The sequence below is a fragment of the Bacillus sp. (in: firmicutes) genome (assembly GCF_031983925.1).
Taxonomy (GTDB): domain Bacteria; phylum Bacillota; class Bacilli; order Bacillales; family Bacillaceae_G; genus Bacillus_A; species Bacillus_A pacificus.
This window is the reverse complement of record NZ_DALYZR010000011.1, coordinates 58,967-77,850: the sequence shown is the minus strand read 5'-3', so window position 1 is coordinate 77,850 and position 18,884 is coordinate 58,967. Positions and strand designations below refer to the sequence as shown.

The 18,884-nt window shown below is 35.6% G+C and carries 18 protein-coding genes, 2 pseudogenes and 2 riboswitches; of the genes and pseudogenes, 13 read left to right on the top strand and 7 right to left on the bottom strand.

Features of this window, described 5'->3' with window-relative positions:
• Window positions 1-15: 15 nt before the first annotated feature.
• Entirely contained in the window at window positions 16-582 is a 567-nt protein-coding gene (locus RTP99_RS23120) for a DUF4256 domain-containing protein (RefSeq protein WP_000217770.1), read from the top strand.
• A gap of 67 nt (window positions 583-649) precedes the next feature.
• On the opposite strand, the pseudogene RTP99_RS23115 reads toward RTP99_RS23120, so the two are convergent.
• A pseudogene (locus RTP99_RS23115) lies at window positions 650-973 on the bottom strand (RNA polymerase sigma factor); the annotation flags it as partial.
• A gap of 385 nt (window positions 974-1,358) precedes the next feature.
• Here RTP99_RS23115 and RTP99_RS23110 point away from each other — a divergent pair.
• Window positions 1,359-2,135: an SDR family oxidoreductase gene (locus RTP99_RS23110; RefSeq protein ID WP_041184637.1), complete on the top strand. Its 777-nt coding sequence runs from the start codon at window positions 1,359-1,361 to the stop codon at window positions 2,133-2,135.
• Between the two features lie 37 nt (window positions 2,136-2,172).
• On the opposite strand, the gene RTP99_RS23105 is transcribed toward RTP99_RS23110, so the two are convergent.
• From RTP99_RS23105 to RTP99_RS23090, 4 genes are all read right to left on the bottom strand, one after another.
• Window positions 2,173-2,841, bottom strand: a complete 669-nt coding sequence (locus RTP99_RS23105; protein ID WP_000428871.1) for a methionine ABC transporter permease — start codon at window positions 2,839-2,841, stop codon at window positions 2,173-2,175.
• Window positions 2,816-3,856, bottom strand: coding sequence for a methionine ABC transporter ATP-binding protein (locus RTP99_RS23100; RefSeq protein ID WP_000571364.1), 1,041 nt, complete (start codon window positions 3,854-3,856; stop codon window positions 2,816-2,818). Before RTP99_RS23100 ends, RTP99_RS23105 begins: the two co-directional genes overlap by 26 nt.
• Window positions 3,857-3,868: 12 nt before the next feature.
• Window positions 3,869-4,681 (bottom strand): MetQ/NlpA family ABC transporter substrate-binding protein, encoded by an 813-nt coding sequence (locus tag RTP99_RS23095; protein ID WP_000757001.1) that lies wholly within the window; start codon window positions 4,679-4,681, stop codon window positions 3,869-3,871.
• Window positions 4,682-4,767: 86 nt separating this feature from the next.
• A riboswitch (SAM riboswitch) is annotated at window positions 4,768-4,882 on the bottom strand.
• Window positions 4,883-4,963: 81 nt separating this feature from the next.
• Window positions 4,964-5,872: an NAD(P)-dependent alcohol dehydrogenase gene (locus tag RTP99_RS23090; RefSeq protein ID WP_000643895.1), complete on the bottom strand. Its 909-nt coding sequence runs from the start codon at window positions 5,870-5,872 to the stop codon at window positions 4,964-4,966.
• 157 nt (window positions 5,873-6,029) lie between these two features.
• On the opposite strand from RTP99_RS23090, the gene RTP99_RS23085 reads away from it, so the two are divergent.
• The 5 genes from RTP99_RS23085 (at window position 6,030) to RTP99_RS23065 (ending at window position 11,940) form a co-directional block, all read left to right on the top strand.
• Entirely contained in the window at window positions 6,030-7,466 is a 1,437-nt protein-coding gene (locus RTP99_RS23085) for an FAD-binding oxidoreductase (protein WP_000746292.1), read from the top strand.
• Window positions 7,463-7,996, top strand: a complete 534-nt coding sequence (locus RTP99_RS23080) for an MFS transporter (RefSeq protein WP_000222354.1) — start codon at window positions 7,463-7,465, stop codon at window positions 7,994-7,996. Before RTP99_RS23085 ends, RTP99_RS23080 begins: the two co-directional genes overlap by 4 nt.
• A 78-nt stretch (window positions 7,997-8,074) precedes the next feature.
• Window positions 8,075-9,796, top strand: coding sequence for a DUF3981 domain-containing protein (locus RTP99_RS23075; RefSeq protein WP_000670270.1), 1,722 nt, complete (start codon window positions 8,075-8,077; stop codon window positions 9,794-9,796).
• Between the two features lie 118 nt (window positions 9,797-9,914).
• Complete coding sequence (locus tag RTP99_RS23070; RefSeq protein ID WP_000757479.1) at window positions 9,915-11,174, top strand: multidrug effflux MFS transporter; 1,260 nt, start codon at window positions 9,915-9,917, stop codon at window positions 11,172-11,174.
• Between the two features lie 262 nt (window positions 11,175-11,436).
• Window positions 11,437-11,940, top strand: coding sequence for a hypothetical protein (locus RTP99_RS23065; RefSeq protein WP_000756542.1), 504 nt, complete (start codon window positions 11,437-11,439; stop codon window positions 11,938-11,940).
• A 16-nt stretch (window positions 11,941-11,956) separates the two neighbouring features.
• Here RTP99_RS23065 and RTP99_RS23060 read toward each other — a convergent pair whose 3' ends face one another.
• On the bottom strand, window positions 11,957-12,172 hold the full coding sequence (locus RTP99_RS23060) for a DUF3951 domain-containing protein (RefSeq protein ID WP_000371391.1): 216 nt from the start codon (window positions 12,170-12,172) through the stop codon (window positions 11,957-11,959).
• Window positions 12,173-12,339: 167 nt separating this feature from the next.
• Window positions 12,340-12,445, top strand: a riboswitch (SAM riboswitch).
• 136 nt (window positions 12,446-12,581) lie between these two features.
• Between RTP99_RS23060 and RTP99_RS23055 the strand changes: the two genes are divergently transcribed.
• From RTP99_RS23055 to RTP99_RS23035, 5 genes are read left to right on the top strand one after another with little or no spacing between them, the layout of a single operon-like run.
• Window positions 12,582-13,499 (top strand): ABC transporter permease, encoded by a 918-nt coding sequence (locus RTP99_RS23055; protein WP_000289310.1) that lies wholly within the window; start codon window positions 12,582-12,584, stop codon window positions 13,497-13,499.
• Between the two features lie 16 nt (window positions 13,500-13,515).
• Window positions 13,516-14,520, top strand: coding sequence for an ABC transporter permease (locus RTP99_RS23050; protein WP_000501518.1), 1,005 nt, complete (start codon window positions 13,516-13,518; stop codon window positions 14,518-14,520).
• Window positions 14,477-15,487 carry an ABC transporter ATP-binding protein gene (locus tag RTP99_RS23045; RefSeq protein WP_000531253.1) on the top strand — a complete coding sequence of 337 codons (1,011 nt, stop codon included), beginning with the start codon at window positions 14,477-14,479 and terminating at the stop codon, window positions 15,485-15,487. Before RTP99_RS23050 ends, RTP99_RS23045 begins: the two co-directional genes overlap by 44 nt.
• Window positions 15,484-16,257: an ABC transporter ATP-binding protein gene (locus RTP99_RS23040; protein ID WP_000205672.1), complete on the top strand. Its 774-nt coding sequence runs from the start codon at window positions 15,484-15,486 to the stop codon at window positions 16,255-16,257. The genes RTP99_RS23045 and RTP99_RS23040 overlap by 4 nt, the downstream gene beginning before the upstream one ends.
• A gap of 13 nt (window positions 16,258-16,270) precedes the next feature.
• Window positions 16,271-17,881, top strand: a complete 1,611-nt coding sequence (locus RTP99_RS23035) for a peptide ABC transporter substrate-binding protein (RefSeq protein ID WP_000714111.1) — start codon at window positions 16,271-16,273, stop codon at window positions 17,879-17,881.
• A gap of 21 nt (window positions 17,882-17,902) precedes the next feature.
• On the opposite strand, the gene RTP99_RS23030 is transcribed toward RTP99_RS23035, so the two are convergent.
• Window positions 17,903-18,370 carry a YusW family protein gene (locus RTP99_RS23030; protein ID WP_001259643.1) on the bottom strand — a complete coding sequence of 156 codons (468 nt, stop codon included), beginning with the start codon at window positions 18,368-18,370 and terminating at the stop codon, window positions 17,903-17,905.
• A gap of 173 nt (window positions 18,371-18,543) precedes the next feature.
• On the opposite strand from RTP99_RS23030, the pseudogene RTP99_RS23025 reads away from it, so the two are divergent.
• Window positions 18,544-18,883, top strand: a pseudogene (locus tag RTP99_RS23025) (helix-turn-helix domain-containing protein); the annotation flags it as partial.
• Window position 18,884 lies beyond the last annotated feature (1 nt).

Genomic DNA, 18,884 nt, shown 5'->3' with positions numbered 1-18,884 from the left:
ATTCGGAGGACGAATATGACAGTGAATAAAAATGAGTTATCTGTAGAACAACGTGAAGAACTATTAAAAGCATTACAAGCTCGTTTTGAGAAAAACATGAACCGCCATGAAGGTCTTGAATGGGCTAAAGTTGAAGCGAAGATAGAAGCTAATGCTGAAAAATTATGGTCACTTAATGAAATGGAAGTAACAGGCGGTGAGCCGGATGTTGTTGGTTATGATGAAGAGAAGGACGAGTATATTTTCTGCGATTGCTCAAAGGAGAGTCCTAAAGGTCGTAGAAGCCTTTGTTATGATCTTGAAGCGTTAGAAGCAAGAAAGAAGCATAAACCGGAAAATAACGTTATTGATGTGGTAACTGCTATGGGTATTGAACTATTAACAGAAGAACAATATCGACAGTTGCAACAACTTGGGGAGTTCGATATGAAATCATCAAGCTGGGTACAAACGCCTTCAGATATTAGAGAGCTTGGTGGAGCTCTATTTTGCGATTATCGCTTTGGACACGTTTTTGTGTACCACAATGGAGCAGATTCATACTATGCTGCTAGAGGATTTCGTGGTTCTTTAAGAGTTTAAATTTGGAGTAAGTAAGAAAAGAGCCTATACTTAGGCTCTTTTCTTATTATTTCTCTGGTTTTATATATAGATAGAAAATCTCATCTTTATTTAAAACAGCATCCAGTTCTCGGTCTGTATATTGTAATTTTGAATAAATCTCTTCAGTTAAATAGATGTTCTGTTGCTCTTTTTTTCTCTTTAAGTCAATGTATTCATTTAATGCGACTCTGAAAAACCATGGACGTATGTTATCCTCGGTTAAGCTATCTAGCAATGTGTATACTTTATAGAAAGTATTTTGGATGATGTCTTCTGCGTCTTCTTTTATAGCCCCTTTCGCTAGTAATAGTTTGAACACTTCCTCCCCTAAATTGATAAGATAGGAGGTCAATATATTTTCTTTTCTCATCATTTTTCCTCCCTACACTTATACAACGGATAGGTAATAGTAAATGTATACACTTAAATGCAAATTCGTTATTAACTACGTTTTATAGTACATGATACTTCATGAATAGGAGTAATCATTTCATTTTTTGAAATATTAAATCTTTAATGTTAAAATGAAATTTGGAGATATACGGAAAGGAGACAAGGACTCAATATGTGGATGAGCTTGTAATGATTCGAAACTAGATAGATAAATTTTTCTCTCGTAAGTGAGGGTTTATTTAGCTATCTGTAAATCATGCAAGGACCGCATATTTGGCTTGTACATCCCTTTTGTAAGGATAATGTGTAGGGAAATTCATATCTCTTATATAAAGTATGCGTCCTTTAAATTGGAGGAGTATATGATGAATCAATTAAAAAATAAAATAGCAGTCGTTACAGGTGTAAGTCGTCTAGATGGTATAGGCGCAGCAATTTGTAAAGAATTAGCTGAAGCAGGATACGATATATTTTTTACTTATTGGACAGCGTATGATAAAGAGATGCCTTGGGGCGTTGATCAAAGTGAACAAATACAATTAAAAGAAGAGTTACTAAAAAACGGTGTGAAAGTATTGAGCATGGAGTTAGATTTAACTCAGAATGATGCGCCGAAAGAGCTTATAAATAAAGTTACTGAACAACTAGGTTACCCTCATATATTAATTAATAATGCAGCGTATTCTACGAATAATGACTTCTCTAATTTGACTGCTGAAGAATTAGATAAGCACTACATGGTCAATGTTCGTGCGACTACATTGTTAAGTAGTCAATTTGCCCGAGGATTTGATAAAAAATCTGGTGGTAGAATTGTAAATATGACGTCGGGGCAATTTCAAGGACCTATGGTTGGAGAACTGGCGTATGCAACAACGAAGGGAGCTATTGATGCTCTTACTAGTTCGTTGTCAGCCGAGGTAGCTCATTTAGGAATAACAGTGAATGCAATTAACCCAGGTCCAACCGATACAGGCTGGATGACTGAAGAGATAAAGCAAGGATTAAAGCCGATGTTTCCTTTTGGCAGAATTGGTGAACCAAGGGATGCAGCAAGACTCATTAAGTTTTTAGTAAGCGAAGAAGCAGAGTGGATTACGGGACAAGTTATTCATTCAGAAGGTGGATTTAAAAGATAAAAAGAAGGTATCTCACACTGGTGAGATACCTTCTTTTTTAATCTTTCTTCAATCTTCGTGCAACACCATTCCCTAAAGACTGCAATCCTTGTACGAGGATAATTAAAATAAAGACAGTTGCATACATTACTTCAGGTTCATAGCGTAAATGCCCGAAGCGATATGCTAAGTCCCCTAGTCCACCAGCACCGACAAGACCAGCCATTGCTGTTGCGCCGATTAAGCCAATCGTTGCAATTGTTAATCCAAGTACAAGGGAGGGACGAGCTTCTTTCACCATAACGTGCCAAATAATTTTTATAGTAGAAACACCCATCGCTTGGTAAGCTTCAATCACGCCACGATCGACTTCTAATAATGCTGTTTCCATCAATCTTGCGATATAGGGAGCAGTGAAGACGACAAGCGGTACGATAACACCTTGCACACCAATGGATGTTCCCATTAGAAACTTTGTAAAAGGTAAAATGAAGAATAATAGAATGATAAACGGAAGAGAGCGAATGATATTAATAATTGTATTAAGAATTGGATAAATGATTTTATTTTCGTGCTGCCCACCAGGTCTTGTTAAAACAAGTGTGACACCAAGTGGCAGTGCAATAAGGATCGAGATGAGTAATGAAATAGATGTCATTTGAAAAGTTTGTATGGTCGCCTCCCATATAACTTTACCCCATTCATCCAAAAAGGACTTGTTTTCCATGGTCTGTTCTACCTCCTTCTACGATGATTCCCTGTTCTTGTAAAAATGATAAAGCACGGTTGATTTCATTTTGTTCCCCTTGCATATGAATGATAAGTTTCCCGTATGCTTCATGTTTTAATTGAGTAATATTACCGGATAAAATATTCGGATATACTTGGAATCGTTTTGTAGCGACAGCTAATGCTGGTTCTCCTGAAGAATTTCCTATAAAAGAAAGAGTTACAATTTCACCAGTAGTTTGAAGTTCTTTTTGTACATCTTCTGGAATTTTTGCTGCAAATGCGCTATTTACAAATTTCTTCGTTGTTACATGTTGTGGGTTTGTGAATATATCCTTCACAGTCCCACTTTCGACTACTGCTCCATGTTCCATAACAGCAACTCGGTCGCATATACGCTGGATGACATTCATTTCATGTGTAATTAATAAAATTGTAATCCCGATTTCTTCATTAATCTTTAATAATAGGTCAAGAATAGAATCAGTTGTTTCTGGATCTAAAGCACTCGTTGCTTCGTCGCTTAATAACACTTCAGGTTCATGTGATAGTGCACGTGCAATGGCAACACGTTGTTTCTGGCCACCAGAAAGTTCACTTGGATAGGCATCCTTTCGAGTAAAAAGATCGACAATGCGTAAATACTTTTCTACTCTTTTTTCAATTTCTACTTTTGAAATGCCAGCAAGACGTAACGGTAATGCGATATTTTCATAAACGGTAACAGTTTTAAGTAAATTGAATCCTTGAAAAATCATCCCGATTTTTTGTCTCGCTTTTGCTAGTTCCTTTGCTGATAAAGTTGTTAAGTCTTGGCTGTTTACAATGATATTTCCTGTCGTTGGTTTTTCTAATAAATTTACACATCGAATTAATGTACTTTTGCCAGCGCCACTATATCCAATGATTCCAAATACTTCACCCTTTTTTACTTGAAGGGAAGTAGACTTAAGAGCTTCCACATTCCCTTTTTTTGTTGTAAATACTTTGGATACATTTTTCAATTCAATCATTATCGTCAGCTCCTACCAAGACGGTAAAATAGAACCATCAAATTTTTTCTCGATAAATTCTTTTACTTCTTTAGATTGATAAGCTTTCTTTAGTTTATTTATAACAGCATCATCTTTATTTTCAGTACGAACAACGACCCAGTTCACATATGGTGAATCTTTTCCCTCGCGGAAGATAGAGTCTTTTGCAGGGCTTAATTTTGCACCTAATGCAAAGTTTGTATTAATTGCAGCTGCTTTTACTTCACTTAGTTGTGTTGGTAATTGAGATGCCTCTAATTCAACAATCTTTAAATTTTTTGGATTTTCAATTACATCTTTTGCAGTCGCTTTTTCTGTAGCCTTTGGATCAACTTTTAAAACACCTGCTTTTTCAAATAGTTTTAAAGCTCGAAGTTCATTCGTTGGGTCATTCGGTACAGCAATTGCATCGCCCTCTTTTAATTCTTTTACGTCCTTTAAGCTTTTTGAATATACGCCCATAGGGAATGTTACTGTTGAAAATACTTCGGTTAATTTCATATTACGTTCCGCTTTAAATACGTCTAAATATGATTTCGTTTGATAGCTATTTACATCAAGGCTTTTTTCATCGAGGGATACGTTCGGTGCTACATAATCATTAAATACTTTTATATCGATTTCGAGACCGTCTTTCGCTGCTACTTCTTTTACCTTTTCAAAAATTTGTTCATGAGGCCCTCCTGTTACACCGACAGTAATCTTTTTCTCATCTAACGCTTTTACTTCTTTATCTGAACTCCCGCTACATGCGCTTAATAATAATACAGCCCCACTTACAATGCTTAATAATACTTTCTTCATCTATAATTCCCCCTTAAATATACGTTCCAAAATAAAAAGCACCTCTCAAAAATAAGAGAGGTGCCGAATAGACAAAATAGATTCCTCTCTTATCTTCCAAAACGAGAACTCGTTTTGCAGGAATTAGCACCTTAGCTTATACGTTATAAGCTCGGTTGCCGGGCATCATCGGGCCAGTCCCTCCGCCACTCTTGATAAGAGTATGTGTATGTAGTTTTTTTAATATGGTACTAATAGTAAATCTTACAAAAAGAATTGTCAACGTTATTTTCTGAATATATTTTATTTTAAGGTAATCGAAACGTTACCTTTCTTATGTCCCTTTTCCACATACATATGAGCTTCAGCAATTTCTTCTAATCGGTAAGTTCTATCAATAACAGGTTTTAAATGTTCTGTTTCAGTTAGTTTTTTTAGTAGAATCATATCCTCTTTACTTACTTTTGCCATCATTCCATTAACAGATACATATTTTCCATTGGGTGTTAATGTATTTGTACAAAGGGATTTTTTATACTTCCCAACTGCATCAAATATAATATCGTAGCGCTCGCACCCCTTAGTAAAATCTTCTTTCGTATAATCAATTACTTTATCAGCTCCTAAAGATTGAACGAGTTCAAAATTTGAATTACTACAAACAGCCGTAACGGTCGTACCGAAATATTTAGCAAGTTGTACAGCAGCTGTTCCTACCGATCCTGAGGCACCATATATGAGTACTTGTTGCCCTTTTTTTATACGGCCCTTTCTCAGGAAATGCAATGCTGAAGTTCCACCAAAAGGAATAACTGCTGCTTCTTCATATGTCATATTGGTAGGTTTTAATGCTATTAATCCACTTTCATGTACGCATGTGTACTCGGCATAACCGCCGAGGTTTAGTTCTGTTAATGCAAAAATTTGATCTCCTTTTTTAAATTGAGTTACAGCTGTTCCTATTTCTTCGATTTCGCCGGATAACTCTACACCGAGTATAGGCTTTCTCGGTTTTCTAAAACCTAATATGATCCGCATAGGAATCCAAAATAATAGAGGGCTATTAAATCCGCGTATTCTACAATCTCCAGTCGATACACTTGTTGCGTGAATTTTAACTAATACTTCATTCTTTTTAGGGGTAGGTTTCTCTATATTTTGAAGCTGAAGAACGTTAGGTGGTCCATACTGTGTGCAAATGATTGCTTTCATAATGACCTCCTGAAATGAGTTGTTGTTATTTATATCATATTTAAAGTCTTCATTAAACATGTCGCTATATAGCGAATATAGATTAAAAATTATATAGATTTCATAGGAAAATAGGTACAATATGAAGAGGAAAAGATGTAGAAGAGGAGAGTGTCATTTGAAAAAAAGAAAGATAGCGGTGGTTATGATGGCTTATACAGTGTTGCTTGTGACATCTGTAAATACATATAAGGAGCAATTAAATCATCCGATTATGAGCGATGTAGGAAAGTTACTCCCGACAAAAATAAAACGCGTTGAAAGTGCTACGGATGAGCACTCGTTAATAAAATTAGTGCAAGATGCGAATGTTTCTGGAGAGAAGATTTCTATTGCTGGTATGCAACATAGTCAGGGCGGGCAGACATATTATCCCCATGGGACGATGCTTGATATGAAAGGGTATAATAAAATATTAGAATTTGATCCAGAGAAGAAGCGCATTACAGTTCAAAGTGGTGCCACGTGGAATGACATTCAGAAGAAAGTAAATCCATATGGTCTTGCTGTTCAGGTGATGCAGTCGCAAAATATTTTTACGGTTGGTGGTTCATTAAGTGTAAATGTACATGGTCGTGATATTCGTCATGAAGCATTGATTGATACAGTAGAGTCGTTTAGATTGTTAATGGCGGATGGTACGGTGCGTAATGTAAGTAGAGAAGAGAATGCAGATTTATTTCCTTATGTCATTGGCGGTTACGGGTTATTTGGTGTCATTTTAGATGTGACCTTAAAGTTAACAAATGATGAATTATATGAAACGCACACGAAAATGCTAGATTATAAAGAATACACGTCTTATTTCAAAGAGAAAGTGAAAAAAGATGAAAATGTTCGTATGCACTTAGCTCGTATTTCTGTTGCTCCAAATTCATTTTTTAGAGAAATGTATGTGACAGATTATACATTGGCAAAAAATCAAAATATGAGGGAGGAATATAGTAAATTAAAAGAAGAAACTATTATAGCAGCGCCTAAATTTTTACTTGGATTATCACGCTATAGTGATTGGGGAAAAGATACGTTTTGGGATATACAAAGAAGTTATTTTGAACGTACAGATGGAAAGTATGAGACGCGAAATAATGTTATGAGGTCAGATAGTGCCTTTATGGAATATGAAAATCCGAATAGGACAGAGGTGTTACAAGAATATTTTGTGCCTATAGATTTTTTCACGGAATACATAGATGATTTACGTAACGTATTAAATGAGGAAGAGTTTAATTTGCTCAATATTACGGTTCGTTACGTGGAAAAGAATGAAAATGCAGTTTTATCCTATGCGAAAGATGATATGTTTGCACTGGTTCTTTTAATTAATCAAGGGCGTTCTGAACATGAGATAAAGAAAACAGAAAATGTTATTCAGAAGATGATTGATGTTACGTTAAAGCATAACGGTAGTTATTATTTACCGTATTATTCTTATCCATCGAAAGAACAGTTAAGGAGAGCATATCCTCGTATAGAAGAATTTCTTCAGAAGAAAAAAGAAGCGGATCCAAAAGAGAGATTTGTGAATTTATTTTATAGGGAGTATACGAAATGACATATAGAAGATTTGTAGCTTCACAAAGCATTATTATGATGGCTGGAAGTATGGTATTTCCTTTTTACATTCTATTGCTTCGGAATGTTGGAAATAGCTTCTCACAGTTTGGCTGGGCATATGGCTTATTTGCCTTAACTTCAGCTCTAGTATATCCGTTAATTGGAAGAATCTCTGATAGAGTAGGTGATAGAAAGTTATTAATTATATACGCCTGGTCCATGGCGATATTAATGCTTTGTTTTCCTATTGCAACAGAAGTATGGCATGTATACATTCTTCAAATTTTAATGGGTATTTTAGGGGCTGTGCAGCGTAATACGGAGAAGACTTCGTTAGCACGAAAAGTTGTACAAGAAAATGCTGGTTATGAGATTGGAAAATATCATGTGTGGACATCGATTGGAGGGGCAGTAGCAATTATTGCAACAGGATATTTAGTAGATTTCTTTACGATCGGCACGATTTTTTATATTGCATCTATCTTATATGTAGTGAGCGGGGTTGTATTAAGTAGTAAAAAAATATAACGATTCCCATTTTTACCTGAATAACCTTTATTTGTTATACTAAAGGGGAAGACAAAAGAAAAGGGGACATTGCCTTTGATGAAATTTTTAATTTTAGCTATTCTCACTTTGTTTTTGATTCCATGGACAAGAAGAAGCGGTAGTAAACTTCGAGCAGTGGATAAGAAAGGGGATGAGAAGGTTGTAAAGGGTAAGAAATCATCTATTTTAGTTATTCCAGTTTTATTTTGGATAGGTATTGCAATCTATGAATATTTTTGGCTAATTGATGATCGAGCAGATTCAATTCTTACTCATTATTCTGTTGCAGTAGCGATTTTAATTGGGCTTGTTTTATTTTCCCAAGATCAAATAGGTAAATTAGAAGGTACGTTAAAAGGACTTCTAATGCTTGTTTTACTTGCAAGTTACGGCTACTTTGGTTATTTGCACGATATAGTAATCTCGCAAAAGAAATATGATTCTGTTGTAAAGGTAGAGAAAGATATTTCAGAGCCATTTACTGAAAATGATCAGCCATTTACAGTGCCGCCAAAGACAGCGGAGAATAAGATGAAAAAAGTATTTGGGGATATTCCGAAAGTAGCTTATTTTGAGCTAGGAGAATTAACGCCACAAATGGTAAATGGCGAGGCTTTATATGTAGCACCGATTGAAGTTTCAGGGTTTTTTAAAGCACGTAAAGCTGAGACAATTCCAGGGTACGTCACGATGTCAGGTACGAATCCTGATGCGGAAGCGAAACTGCACCTTGGTTATAAAATGAAATACGTGCCAAGCATGTTTTTCGGAAATAATTTAGAGCGTGTGGTAAGGCAAGCAGAACCAAATTTAATCTTTAAAGGAAAACCTAAATTTGAAGTGGATGATAAAGGGAAACCGTATTATACAATGACGTACGGTGAATTTATTTCAGGAAGATCTGGATTTGAGGTAGAGGGCGTTGTAGTAGTAGATGCACAAACAGGCGAAGTGAAAAGATACGATAAAGGAAAGGCACCTAAATTTGTTGATGGCGTATTAAATCACGAGACTGCATCTACGTTAAATACGTACTTCGGTAAATATATTCACGGATTTTGGAATACAAAATTCTCGCAAACTGATATGAAGATCCCGACTGAGTGGGGAACGAAAGAAGGAGTTACACCGATTTTCGGTAAGGATGGAACATTATATTACTTTACTGATTTCACTTCTCCGAAAGAGGGAGTAGATTCTGCACTAGGTTATTCACTTATCGATGCGCGTACAGGTAAGTTGTATTACTATAACGGAAAAGAAGTAAAGGGAATTATGGATGGTTCGGCTGCTTCGGAAGTCGTGGATAATTCTTTTAAGAGAGAAAAGTGGCATGGAACGATGCCGGTTATTTATAACGTGTACGGTAAACCTTCTTGGATTGTACCTGTTATTGATGACGGAGGATTAGTGCGTGCCCATACTGTTATCTATGCTTCTAATGCGAAAATATTTGCAACAGGTTCGACGCAAAAAGAAGCGCTTGAGAATTATAAAAATGCGCTGAGTGGAAGCGGAGATTCATTTAGACCGACTTCAAATGGAAAAGAGGCGCAAAAAGAAGGCACTGTACAACGTGTATATAAAGAAAAATCAGGTGAAAATACAATCGTGTACGTACTGTTAGAGAATGAACAAAAAGTATTTATGATACCTGTGAAGAAATTCCCATATGCTATGTTTACAGAAGTGGGAGATCCAATTCAAATCACATATTTAGATACAGGAGAGGCGATGTCTTCCGTATCTAAATTTACAAATAGTAATTTGAACAAGTAAAGCGATAGAAATTCTATCGCTTTTTTTTACAAAATTAAACAGGAAAATGCGCTATACTTGACGTATGTTTATGTTGTAACTATAATTGTTACGATTTAGTATGTATAGGAAAGGGTGAATGAAAAAAGTGAATGAAGTTAATCAGGAAATATATAAGCCTGTAAAGATGAACAGGTTATGGATGATTCTTGTATTAGGAACACTTACGGCGATTGGGCCATTATCTATTGATATGTATTTGCCTTCGTTACCGAAATTAACGGATGACTTGCAAACAGGTGCATCACTAGCCCAACTTACATTAACAGCTTGTTTGCTTGGGCTTTCAGTAGGACAATTATTTGTTGGCTCAATTAGTGATATTTACGGAAGACGCAAACCTCTTATTATTGCTCTCATTATTTATGTTGCTTCTTCTTTACTTTGTGCTGTTGCGCCATCTATTTGGACGTTAGTGTTATTACGCTTCCTACAAGGAGCTTCGGGATCAGCCGGGATTGTTATATCACGTGCAATGGTACGTGACATGTATTCAGGTTCTGAAATGACGAAGTTCTTCTCACTACTTATGTTAGTAAACGGAACAGCGCCTATTTTGGCACCGATTATTGGGGGACAATTATTACAATTTACAACGTGGCGCGGTGTTTTCATCGTTCTTGGAGCAATAAGTGTATTCATGTTAATATCAGCTACTTTCGTATTGCGTGAAACATTACCTCCTGAAGAAAGAGAAACAGGTGGTTTGTCAGGGACGTTAGCGACGTACGGAAAACTATTAAAGGATCGTTTGTTTATGGGATATGCATTGTCACAAGGATTAGTAACAGCGGCAATGTTTGCATACATTTCGGGCTCACCATTTGTGTTGCAGAACATATACGGAGCATCACCACAGCAATTTAGTTTATTCTTTGCAATCAATGGTATTGGTATTATTATTGCTAGTCAGGTAACAGGTCGTTTAGCGGGGAAAGTGAATGAGAAGACATTATTTGTCTCTGGTATCATTATTGCAGCTGTTGGTGGTTTATCTTTACTACTGACAATCTTACTAGGAATAGGGTTAATTGGCGTTTTATGCTCGTTATTTCTTGTCGTATCAAGTGTTGGGGTTGTCTCAACAACTGGGTTCTCGTTAGCGATGAGAAATCAGAAACAAGCTGCAGGAACAGCATCAGCTTTATTAGGCTTATTACAGTTCATTTCAGGAGCACTTGTTGCACCGTTAGTAGGTATTGGGGGAAGTAACACCGCATTACCGATGGGTGTTGTAATAGCTCTTTGTGAAGTTGGTGCTGTGTTATGTTATTTGTTTATGGCCAGAAGAAGTGAGAAGCAGTTTGAACTGCAACAAAGACAAAATTTAGAGGCTTAACAAAAAAGAACTGATTCAAAGGTAATATTTGAATCAGTTCTTTTTTTCATTTCTTTGAAATACCTCATATAGTTTTGTAAGGTGATGTAGTAAAGCAGTGCAAAAGTTATTTGTATAAAGTGACGATACTGTGACAAACATGTTGGTATATATGTTACGATGTCATCTTAAGTGTAAAAAGTAGGATGTTCTCGGTATAATAACAAGTGGAGATAAAAGAAACTATAATGAGTAATAGCTGTAGATAAAAGGAGAAGAAGAGATGAAGAAGGTTTTGGGTATTGCTGTAATGGGAAGTATGCTCCTTCTAGCAGGGTGTAATGGAAATAAAGATACGAAAGAACCGAAAGAAAAGGTAGAACAATCTACTGAGCAAACAGAAGAGATGAAAGAATACCGTGCAGTACATGAAAAATATGATTTGAAAATGAATAAAGAGATTAATAAAGCACTACAGTTATTTGAAGTAGCAAAAGAAAAGGGCGGTAAGGAAATAACGAATGCTGCATATAAAGAAGATGTGCAAGAGGTAACGACGAGCATGTTAGAAGATATTGATCATATACGTAAAGAAATTCGTGTTCCAAAGTCGAAAGAGCAAGAACATGAAGTATATGTTGGTTTCTTGAATGAATCGGAACAAGCGATGAAAAAATTACAGAAGTTAGCGAAAGAAGAAGATTCATCGCTGATTCGTGATATAGAAATTAACTTTGCAACAGCATCGACATACTATAAACGTTTTCAAGCAGAAACGAAAAAATAACCTTGCCTGTGCAAGGTTATTTTTTCCTCTTACCATCGCCATCTTCATCCTCGGATACTAATACCTTCTGTTCTTCGTGAAATTCGGAAATAGTTTGCCCAGTAATATTATCAAAGGGGGTGTAAAAAGAGGTAATGCTTTTCTTTTTAATGAAAAGTTTATAAAACCCAATGATAACAAGTATAACGATTGTTAATGGTAATCCTATAGTTGCTAGAAGTAAGGGGTCCATCTTATAACTCCTTTCATATCTTTTTTTATTATAAGCGAAATACGACATAGATAAATGAAAGTATTAAAAACTGATTTTTCTAAATATATCCAATTTGATTGACTTTTCGTTTTTTCAGAATTATAATTCGAAATATACAATTTGAACCAAATAATAATATAGCAATTTACTTATCCAGAGAGGTAGAGGGACTGGCCCTATGACACCTCAGCAGCGGGTTCTGTAATAGGAACACCGTGCTAATTCCAGCAAGCAAGTCTTGAAAGATAAGTGATGGGCCTTTGTTTATTAAGCCTTGATCTTATTTTTTAAGATCAAGGCTTTTTGTATTCTAAAAAGAGAAAAGGGAGTAATGGAAAAAGTACGTTCATAAAACTAAGTAAATATATGTGTTTAGGGGGTTATTGGAGTGTATGTAATTAAAAAATTATCAGTTATGGTGTTCACGCTATGGGTTATTACGACGGTGACATTTCTAATTATGCATATTATTCCGGGGGATCCATTTTCATCAGATGCAAAAATCTTTCCTGAAGAAGTGATCCAAAACATGAGAGCGAAGTATCACCTTGATGAACCGTTATGGAATCAATATGTTGCTTATTTAGACGGCGTAGTTCATTTTGATTTTGGTGAATCTGTTCAATCAACCGGGCAAGGTGTATCAGAAATTATAACAACTGGTTTTGGTCCATCAGCAATTATTGGTTTACAAGCACTTATTATTTCATTGCTAGTCGGAATTGCTGCAGGTACATTTGCTGCTCTCTATCATGGGAAGGTAATTGATTACGGTGTAAGTTTACTTGCCATCCTCGGTATTTCTATTCCGAGTTTTATTTTAGCACCACTATTTATACAAGTATTCGCTATTCAATTCGAACTCTTACCAGTAGCTTCTTGGGGTACATTTGAACATACGGTATTGCCATCCTTTGCATTAGCGTTAGGACCAATCGCAGTGATTACAAGATTTGTTCGCTCTAATATGATCGAAGTACTGCAGAGTGATTATATTAAGTTAGCGAGAGCGAAAGGTATACCGATTAAGAAGATTATTATAAGACATGCTCTTCGAAATGCGATTGTTCCAGTACTTACATTTGTTGGACCATTAATGGCGGGACTTTTAACAGGTACTTTCGTTATCGAAAAGATTTTTTCAATTCCTGGTCTCGGAAAATATTTTGTAGATAGTATTTTTAATCGAGATTATCCAGTGATTATGGGAACAACCATTTTTTATAGTGCACTTTTAATTGTATGTATTTTTATTACAGATATTATTCATCGTATTGTTGATCCACGTATTCGTTCTATTACGTAAGGAGGGAGATGTTTAAATGGGGGCTTATGAAATTAATGACCAGTTATTAACAAATGAAGAGAAAAAAGAATTAACAATAAATAAAGATCAGCAAAAGATTAGCCGAAAGAAAGAAGTGTTTCGTAAGTTTATATCGAATCCAATCGCAGTTTTAGGAACAGTGACGTTATTACTCATTATTATTTTCTCATTAATTGGCGAAAGTTTAACGTCATTTACTGCGAGTGAACAAGTGAAAGAAGCAACGAATTTACCTCCTAGTAGCGAGCATTGGTTCGGAACTGATGATTTAGGAAGAGACATATGGGCACGTACTTGGGCTGGTGGAAAAATTTCATTAACAGTTGGATTAGTGGCAGCTGCTCTTGATATAGGACTTGGTGTGCTAATCGGAGGATTTAGTGGATATGTAAGAGGGCGCAATCGCCTTGGGACATTAATTGATGAGTGGATTATACGAGGAATCGAAGTGTTATACGGTATCCCATATTTATTAATTGTTATTTTACTATTAATTGTTATGAAACCAGGTCTTTTTACCATTATCATCGCCCTTGCATTAACAGGATGGATTGGTATGGCACGTCTCGTTAGGGCACAAGTCTTATCTTTAAAACAAAGAGAGTTTGTTATTGCAGCGGAGCGATTAGGTACATCACATATGAAAATTATATACGGGCATTTAATTCCGAACTTAACAGGCATTATTATCGTAAATTTATCATTTACAATTCCAGCAGCTATTTTCTCAGAATCATTTTTAAGCTTTATCGGACTAGGAGTGCAATCACCAGCAGCAAGCTGGGGGACGATGACGAATGATGCACTTGGGACATTATTGAGTGGAGAATGGTGGCAGCTATTCTTCCCAGCAATCATGATTGCGCTCATTATGTTCGCGTTTAATGCAATTGGTGATGGTTTACAAGATGCAATTGATCCAAAAATCGTAAAACAGAATCGAAAGGAGAAAAAACATGGGACAGCTCTTATCTTTAGAAAACGTAACGTTAGCCGTTGAAAAAGAGAATAGTAAACAAGCAATTGTGAAGCATGTTTCCTTTTCTATTAGCGAAGGTGAAATCGTTGCACTTGTAGGAGAAAGTGGTTCAGGGAAAAGTGTTACAGCACAATCCATTATTGGCTTAAATCAAGAATCAATTCATATTGATGATGGAAATATATCTTTTGAATCAGAGGAATTAACGAATCTACAAGAATCAGAATGGAATCAAATTCGTGGAAAAGATATTTCGTTTATTTTCCAAGACCCTCTGTCCTCTTTAAATCCGACGATGAAGGTGGGAAGACAAATTACAGAGGTGATTTTGCAACACGAAAAGAAATCGAAAAAAGAAGCAAAAGAAATTGCGATTAACTTATTAAATGATTTAGGGATACATGAAGCAGAGAAACGCTTTGAACAGTACCCACATCAATTAAGCGGAGGCATGAGGCAACGTATTTGTTTAGCAATCGCATTTGCCTGCCACCCAAAACTCGTTATTGCGGATGAACCTACGACAGCATTAGATGTAACAATTCAAAAGCAAATTATGGAGTTATTAAAGGAAAGAAAGGAAAAGCAAAATACGAGTATTTTACTAATTACGCATGATTTAGCACTTGTACGTGAAGTAGCGGATCGAGTAGTTGTGATGTATGGAGGACGTGTTGTTGAAAAAGGAACGATAGAGGAAGTGATAGGTTCCCCTAAACATCCATACACGAAAAGCTTATTACAAGCAATTCCGAATATGGATGATTCTGAAAAAGTATTACGTGCAATAGAAGGGACGACACCTTCCATTGAGACGTTAAATAGCTTTGGTTGTCCTTTTGTCAATCGTTGCCCAGTAGCGATAAAAGAATGTATTCATCGTTTCCCAGAGAGAACAACATATTCCAAGGAGCATAGTTCACATTGCTGGCAACATGTTCTGGAGCATAATAAGGCGAAATCAAAAGAGAAGGTGAATGCCTCATGACGACAGATTTAATTACTGTAAAGCAAGTAACGAAAACATATGGAAGTAAAAATAAAGAAATCGCAGCATTAAAAGATATATCACTTTCTATCCCGAAAGGAACAACGCTTGGCATTATTGGCGAAAGTGGTTCAGGAAAAACAACACTTGGAAAGCTCATAGCTGGGATCGAGAGCCCAACGTCTGGTGAAATTGATTATAACGGTCAAGTCGTTCACAAACTGAAGGCAGCTCATAAACGTGATTTCTTACAGAAAGTACAGTTTATTTTTCAAGATTCCACAGCTGCATTAAATCCGCGCTGGAAAGTACGCGATAGCGTAACGGAAGGTTATATTTCATTCGGTTTAGGTGATAAAGGGTTGAAGGATAAAGTAGCAGGTGATGCGCTAGAGCGTGTTGGATTAGATAGAAGATATATTGATCGATATCCGCATGAATTTAGCGGAGGACAACGCCAACGTATCGCTATTGCAAGAGCGTTATTGTGTGAGCCAGAAGTATTGATTCTTGATGAACCAATTTCAGCATTAGATGTTTCATTGCAAATTCAAATTGTACATTTACTGCAAAAGATTCAAAAAGAACAAGGCTATACATATTTATTTATCGCGCACGATTTACCGATGGTTCACTATTTATGTGAAAAAGTGGCTGTCCTATATAAAGGAGAACTTGTTGAATTTGGAAATACGGATGAAGTATTCCGTAATCCACAACATTCTTATACAAAAACATTATTAGCATCAACACCAAAAATTTCAGGTTAAAGGAGAATGTAGGATGAAGAAGTTTTTACTGTTTGTCATTATGACTGTTTTAGCAATTACTTCTGTCGCTTGCGGTAAGAAAGAGACGCAAAAGGCGAGTGCTGGTAAGGGGGAAGGAGATCGATTAGTAACGAATATTGGTAGCGATCCATATACACTTGATTCCGCTATTGCGACAGATAGTACTTCAGGTTATGTAATTGGACATTTATTCTCAAGCTTATATACGCAAGATAGTGATGGGAAATATCAAAATGAATTAGCAGAGAAAGAAGAAGTAAATGCTGATGGAACTGAGTATACAATTCATTTAAAGAAAGATATTAAATGGTCAGATGGTTCTCCTATTACAGCAAATGATTTTGAATTTGCATGGAAGCGATTATTAAATCCGAAAACGGGTTCTATGAATGCAACAGAAATGTATTTTATTAAAGGGGCAGAAGCATACAATACTGGAAAAGGTGAAGAAGGACAAGTTGGCATTCAAGTCATTGATCCTCAAACATTAAAGGTAACACTTGAGCACCCAGTGTCTTCTATTAAACAAAAATTGGCAAGCTCATTATTCATTCCATTATCTAAAAAATCAATTGATGATAATAATAAATTAAAAACAGATCCAAAAGAGTTAATTACGAACGGACCATTCACATTAAAAGAATGGAAGCACAATCAGGCTATTACAGTACAAAAAAATAAAGAATACTATGATAAAAAGGTAACATTAAAAGAAATTGAGTTTCGTATTATTCCAGATTCTAAAACAGCGTACCAATTATACAAATCAAAAGAATTAGATTTACTAAGTGGTTTACCACAAGAGATGATTGAGAAAGAAAAAGGAAATAAAGAATACAAGCGTGTTGCAGGATTTTCATCTTATATTTATTCGTTTAATGTAGAAAAAGAGCCGTTCACAAATGCGAAAGTACGTAAAGCATTCTCATTAGCAGTTGATCGTAAGTTTATTGTTGAAAAACTGTATAAAAACAATGCACAAGAAGCAAATGCATTCGTTCCAGAAGGAGCAAAAACACAAAGTGGGCGTGATTTCCGTAAAGAAAAAGGTGGTTACGTTAAATTTGATCCAGCAGAAGCGAAAAAATTATTAGAAGAAGGTATGAAAGAACAAGGCTGGTCTACATTACCTGAAGTAACATTAAAATTCACTACAGATACACAACATAAAAAAGTAGCAGAAGCAATGCAAGAAATGTTTAAGAAAAATCTTGGTGTAGATATTAAATTAGAAAATAAAGAGTGGAAGAGTTACATCGACACATATAAGCAAAGTGATTTCCAATTAGCTTATATGGGATGGGGCGGTTCTCTATTAGACCCAATTACTAAATTAGATTTATATGCAGGTGATGGTCCAAACAATTATGCAAAATGGCATAATAAAGAATTTGATGCTTTAGTGAAGGAAGCAGAAGTGGAACAAAATGAAGATAAGCGTTTTGACTTATTGCATAAAGCAGAAGATATTATGTTTACAGATTCACCATTAATTCCAATTATATTCCCGTCGGATTCCTATTTACAAAAACAAACGGTATCTGGACTTCAATATTATGTTGGATCTAAACCAGATTTAAGATACGCAAAAATAAAGAAGTAGGCAACCGCCTACTTCTTTATTTTATTTTATTTCTCTTTTATATTCTTTTTTCGTTCCATCAGAGAAGACAACTTCTAAATCGAATTTTTGGTAGTCTTTATCAAGTTTGAACACGTTCACTACTTGATCGATTACTTCTTGGTCAGCAGTATCTTTATCAAATTTCAATTCTTGTAGAAGTGGGCTTAATTTTGTGATAGCCTCGTCTCCTGTTAATTTTACATCTGCTTTATGATCTTCAATTTTTGCTTCCATTTTCTTGTCAGCTGCTACATTTTTATAGTCTGCTTCGTAGTCTTTCTTTGTATCTTGGTAGTCTGCCTTTAAATCGAATTCATTGAAGTTTAGTTTTAAATCTGCAGGAGCCTCGTTTTTTGCTTCTTCAGTTGTCTTTTTATTAGAAGTTGTGTCTTCTTTTGCAGGAGCTTTACATCCTGTTAATGCAGGTACTAGCATAAGAGCTAATAAAACTGATAGTAGAGTTCTCATTATAAATTCCTCCTTATGTAAATTCGTTCTATACAAGTTTTTCCCAAAATCATGTAATTATGTATGTGTTGAAAATAAATTATTATTCTGTAGTTGCAAGGGCTAATCCGCAATTTAAATCAAAAAAGATTTGTATGTATATGGTAAATTGAAGTTGTGAGGGAGGGACTAAAATGCATGAAGAATATAAAGAGATAATAAAAAAATCAATTGAATATATAGAAAATCACTTGCATGAGGAGCTTACAACAGAAAGAGTAGCATCTTACAGTGCGGTGTCGATGTACCATTTTCATCGTATTTTTCAAAGTTATATTGGTATGAGTGTAACGGATTACATTCGAAAGAGAAGATTAACTCATGCTGCACAAGCTTTAGTATCGACTGAAAGAGCAGTTATTGAAATATGGTTTTTCCTCACAAGAGGCACTTACGAGAGCTTTTAAAAGAATGTTTCAATGCAAAAAGAAGGAAAAGAGGATTGTTGACAATTATTTGAAAAGTTATATAATCT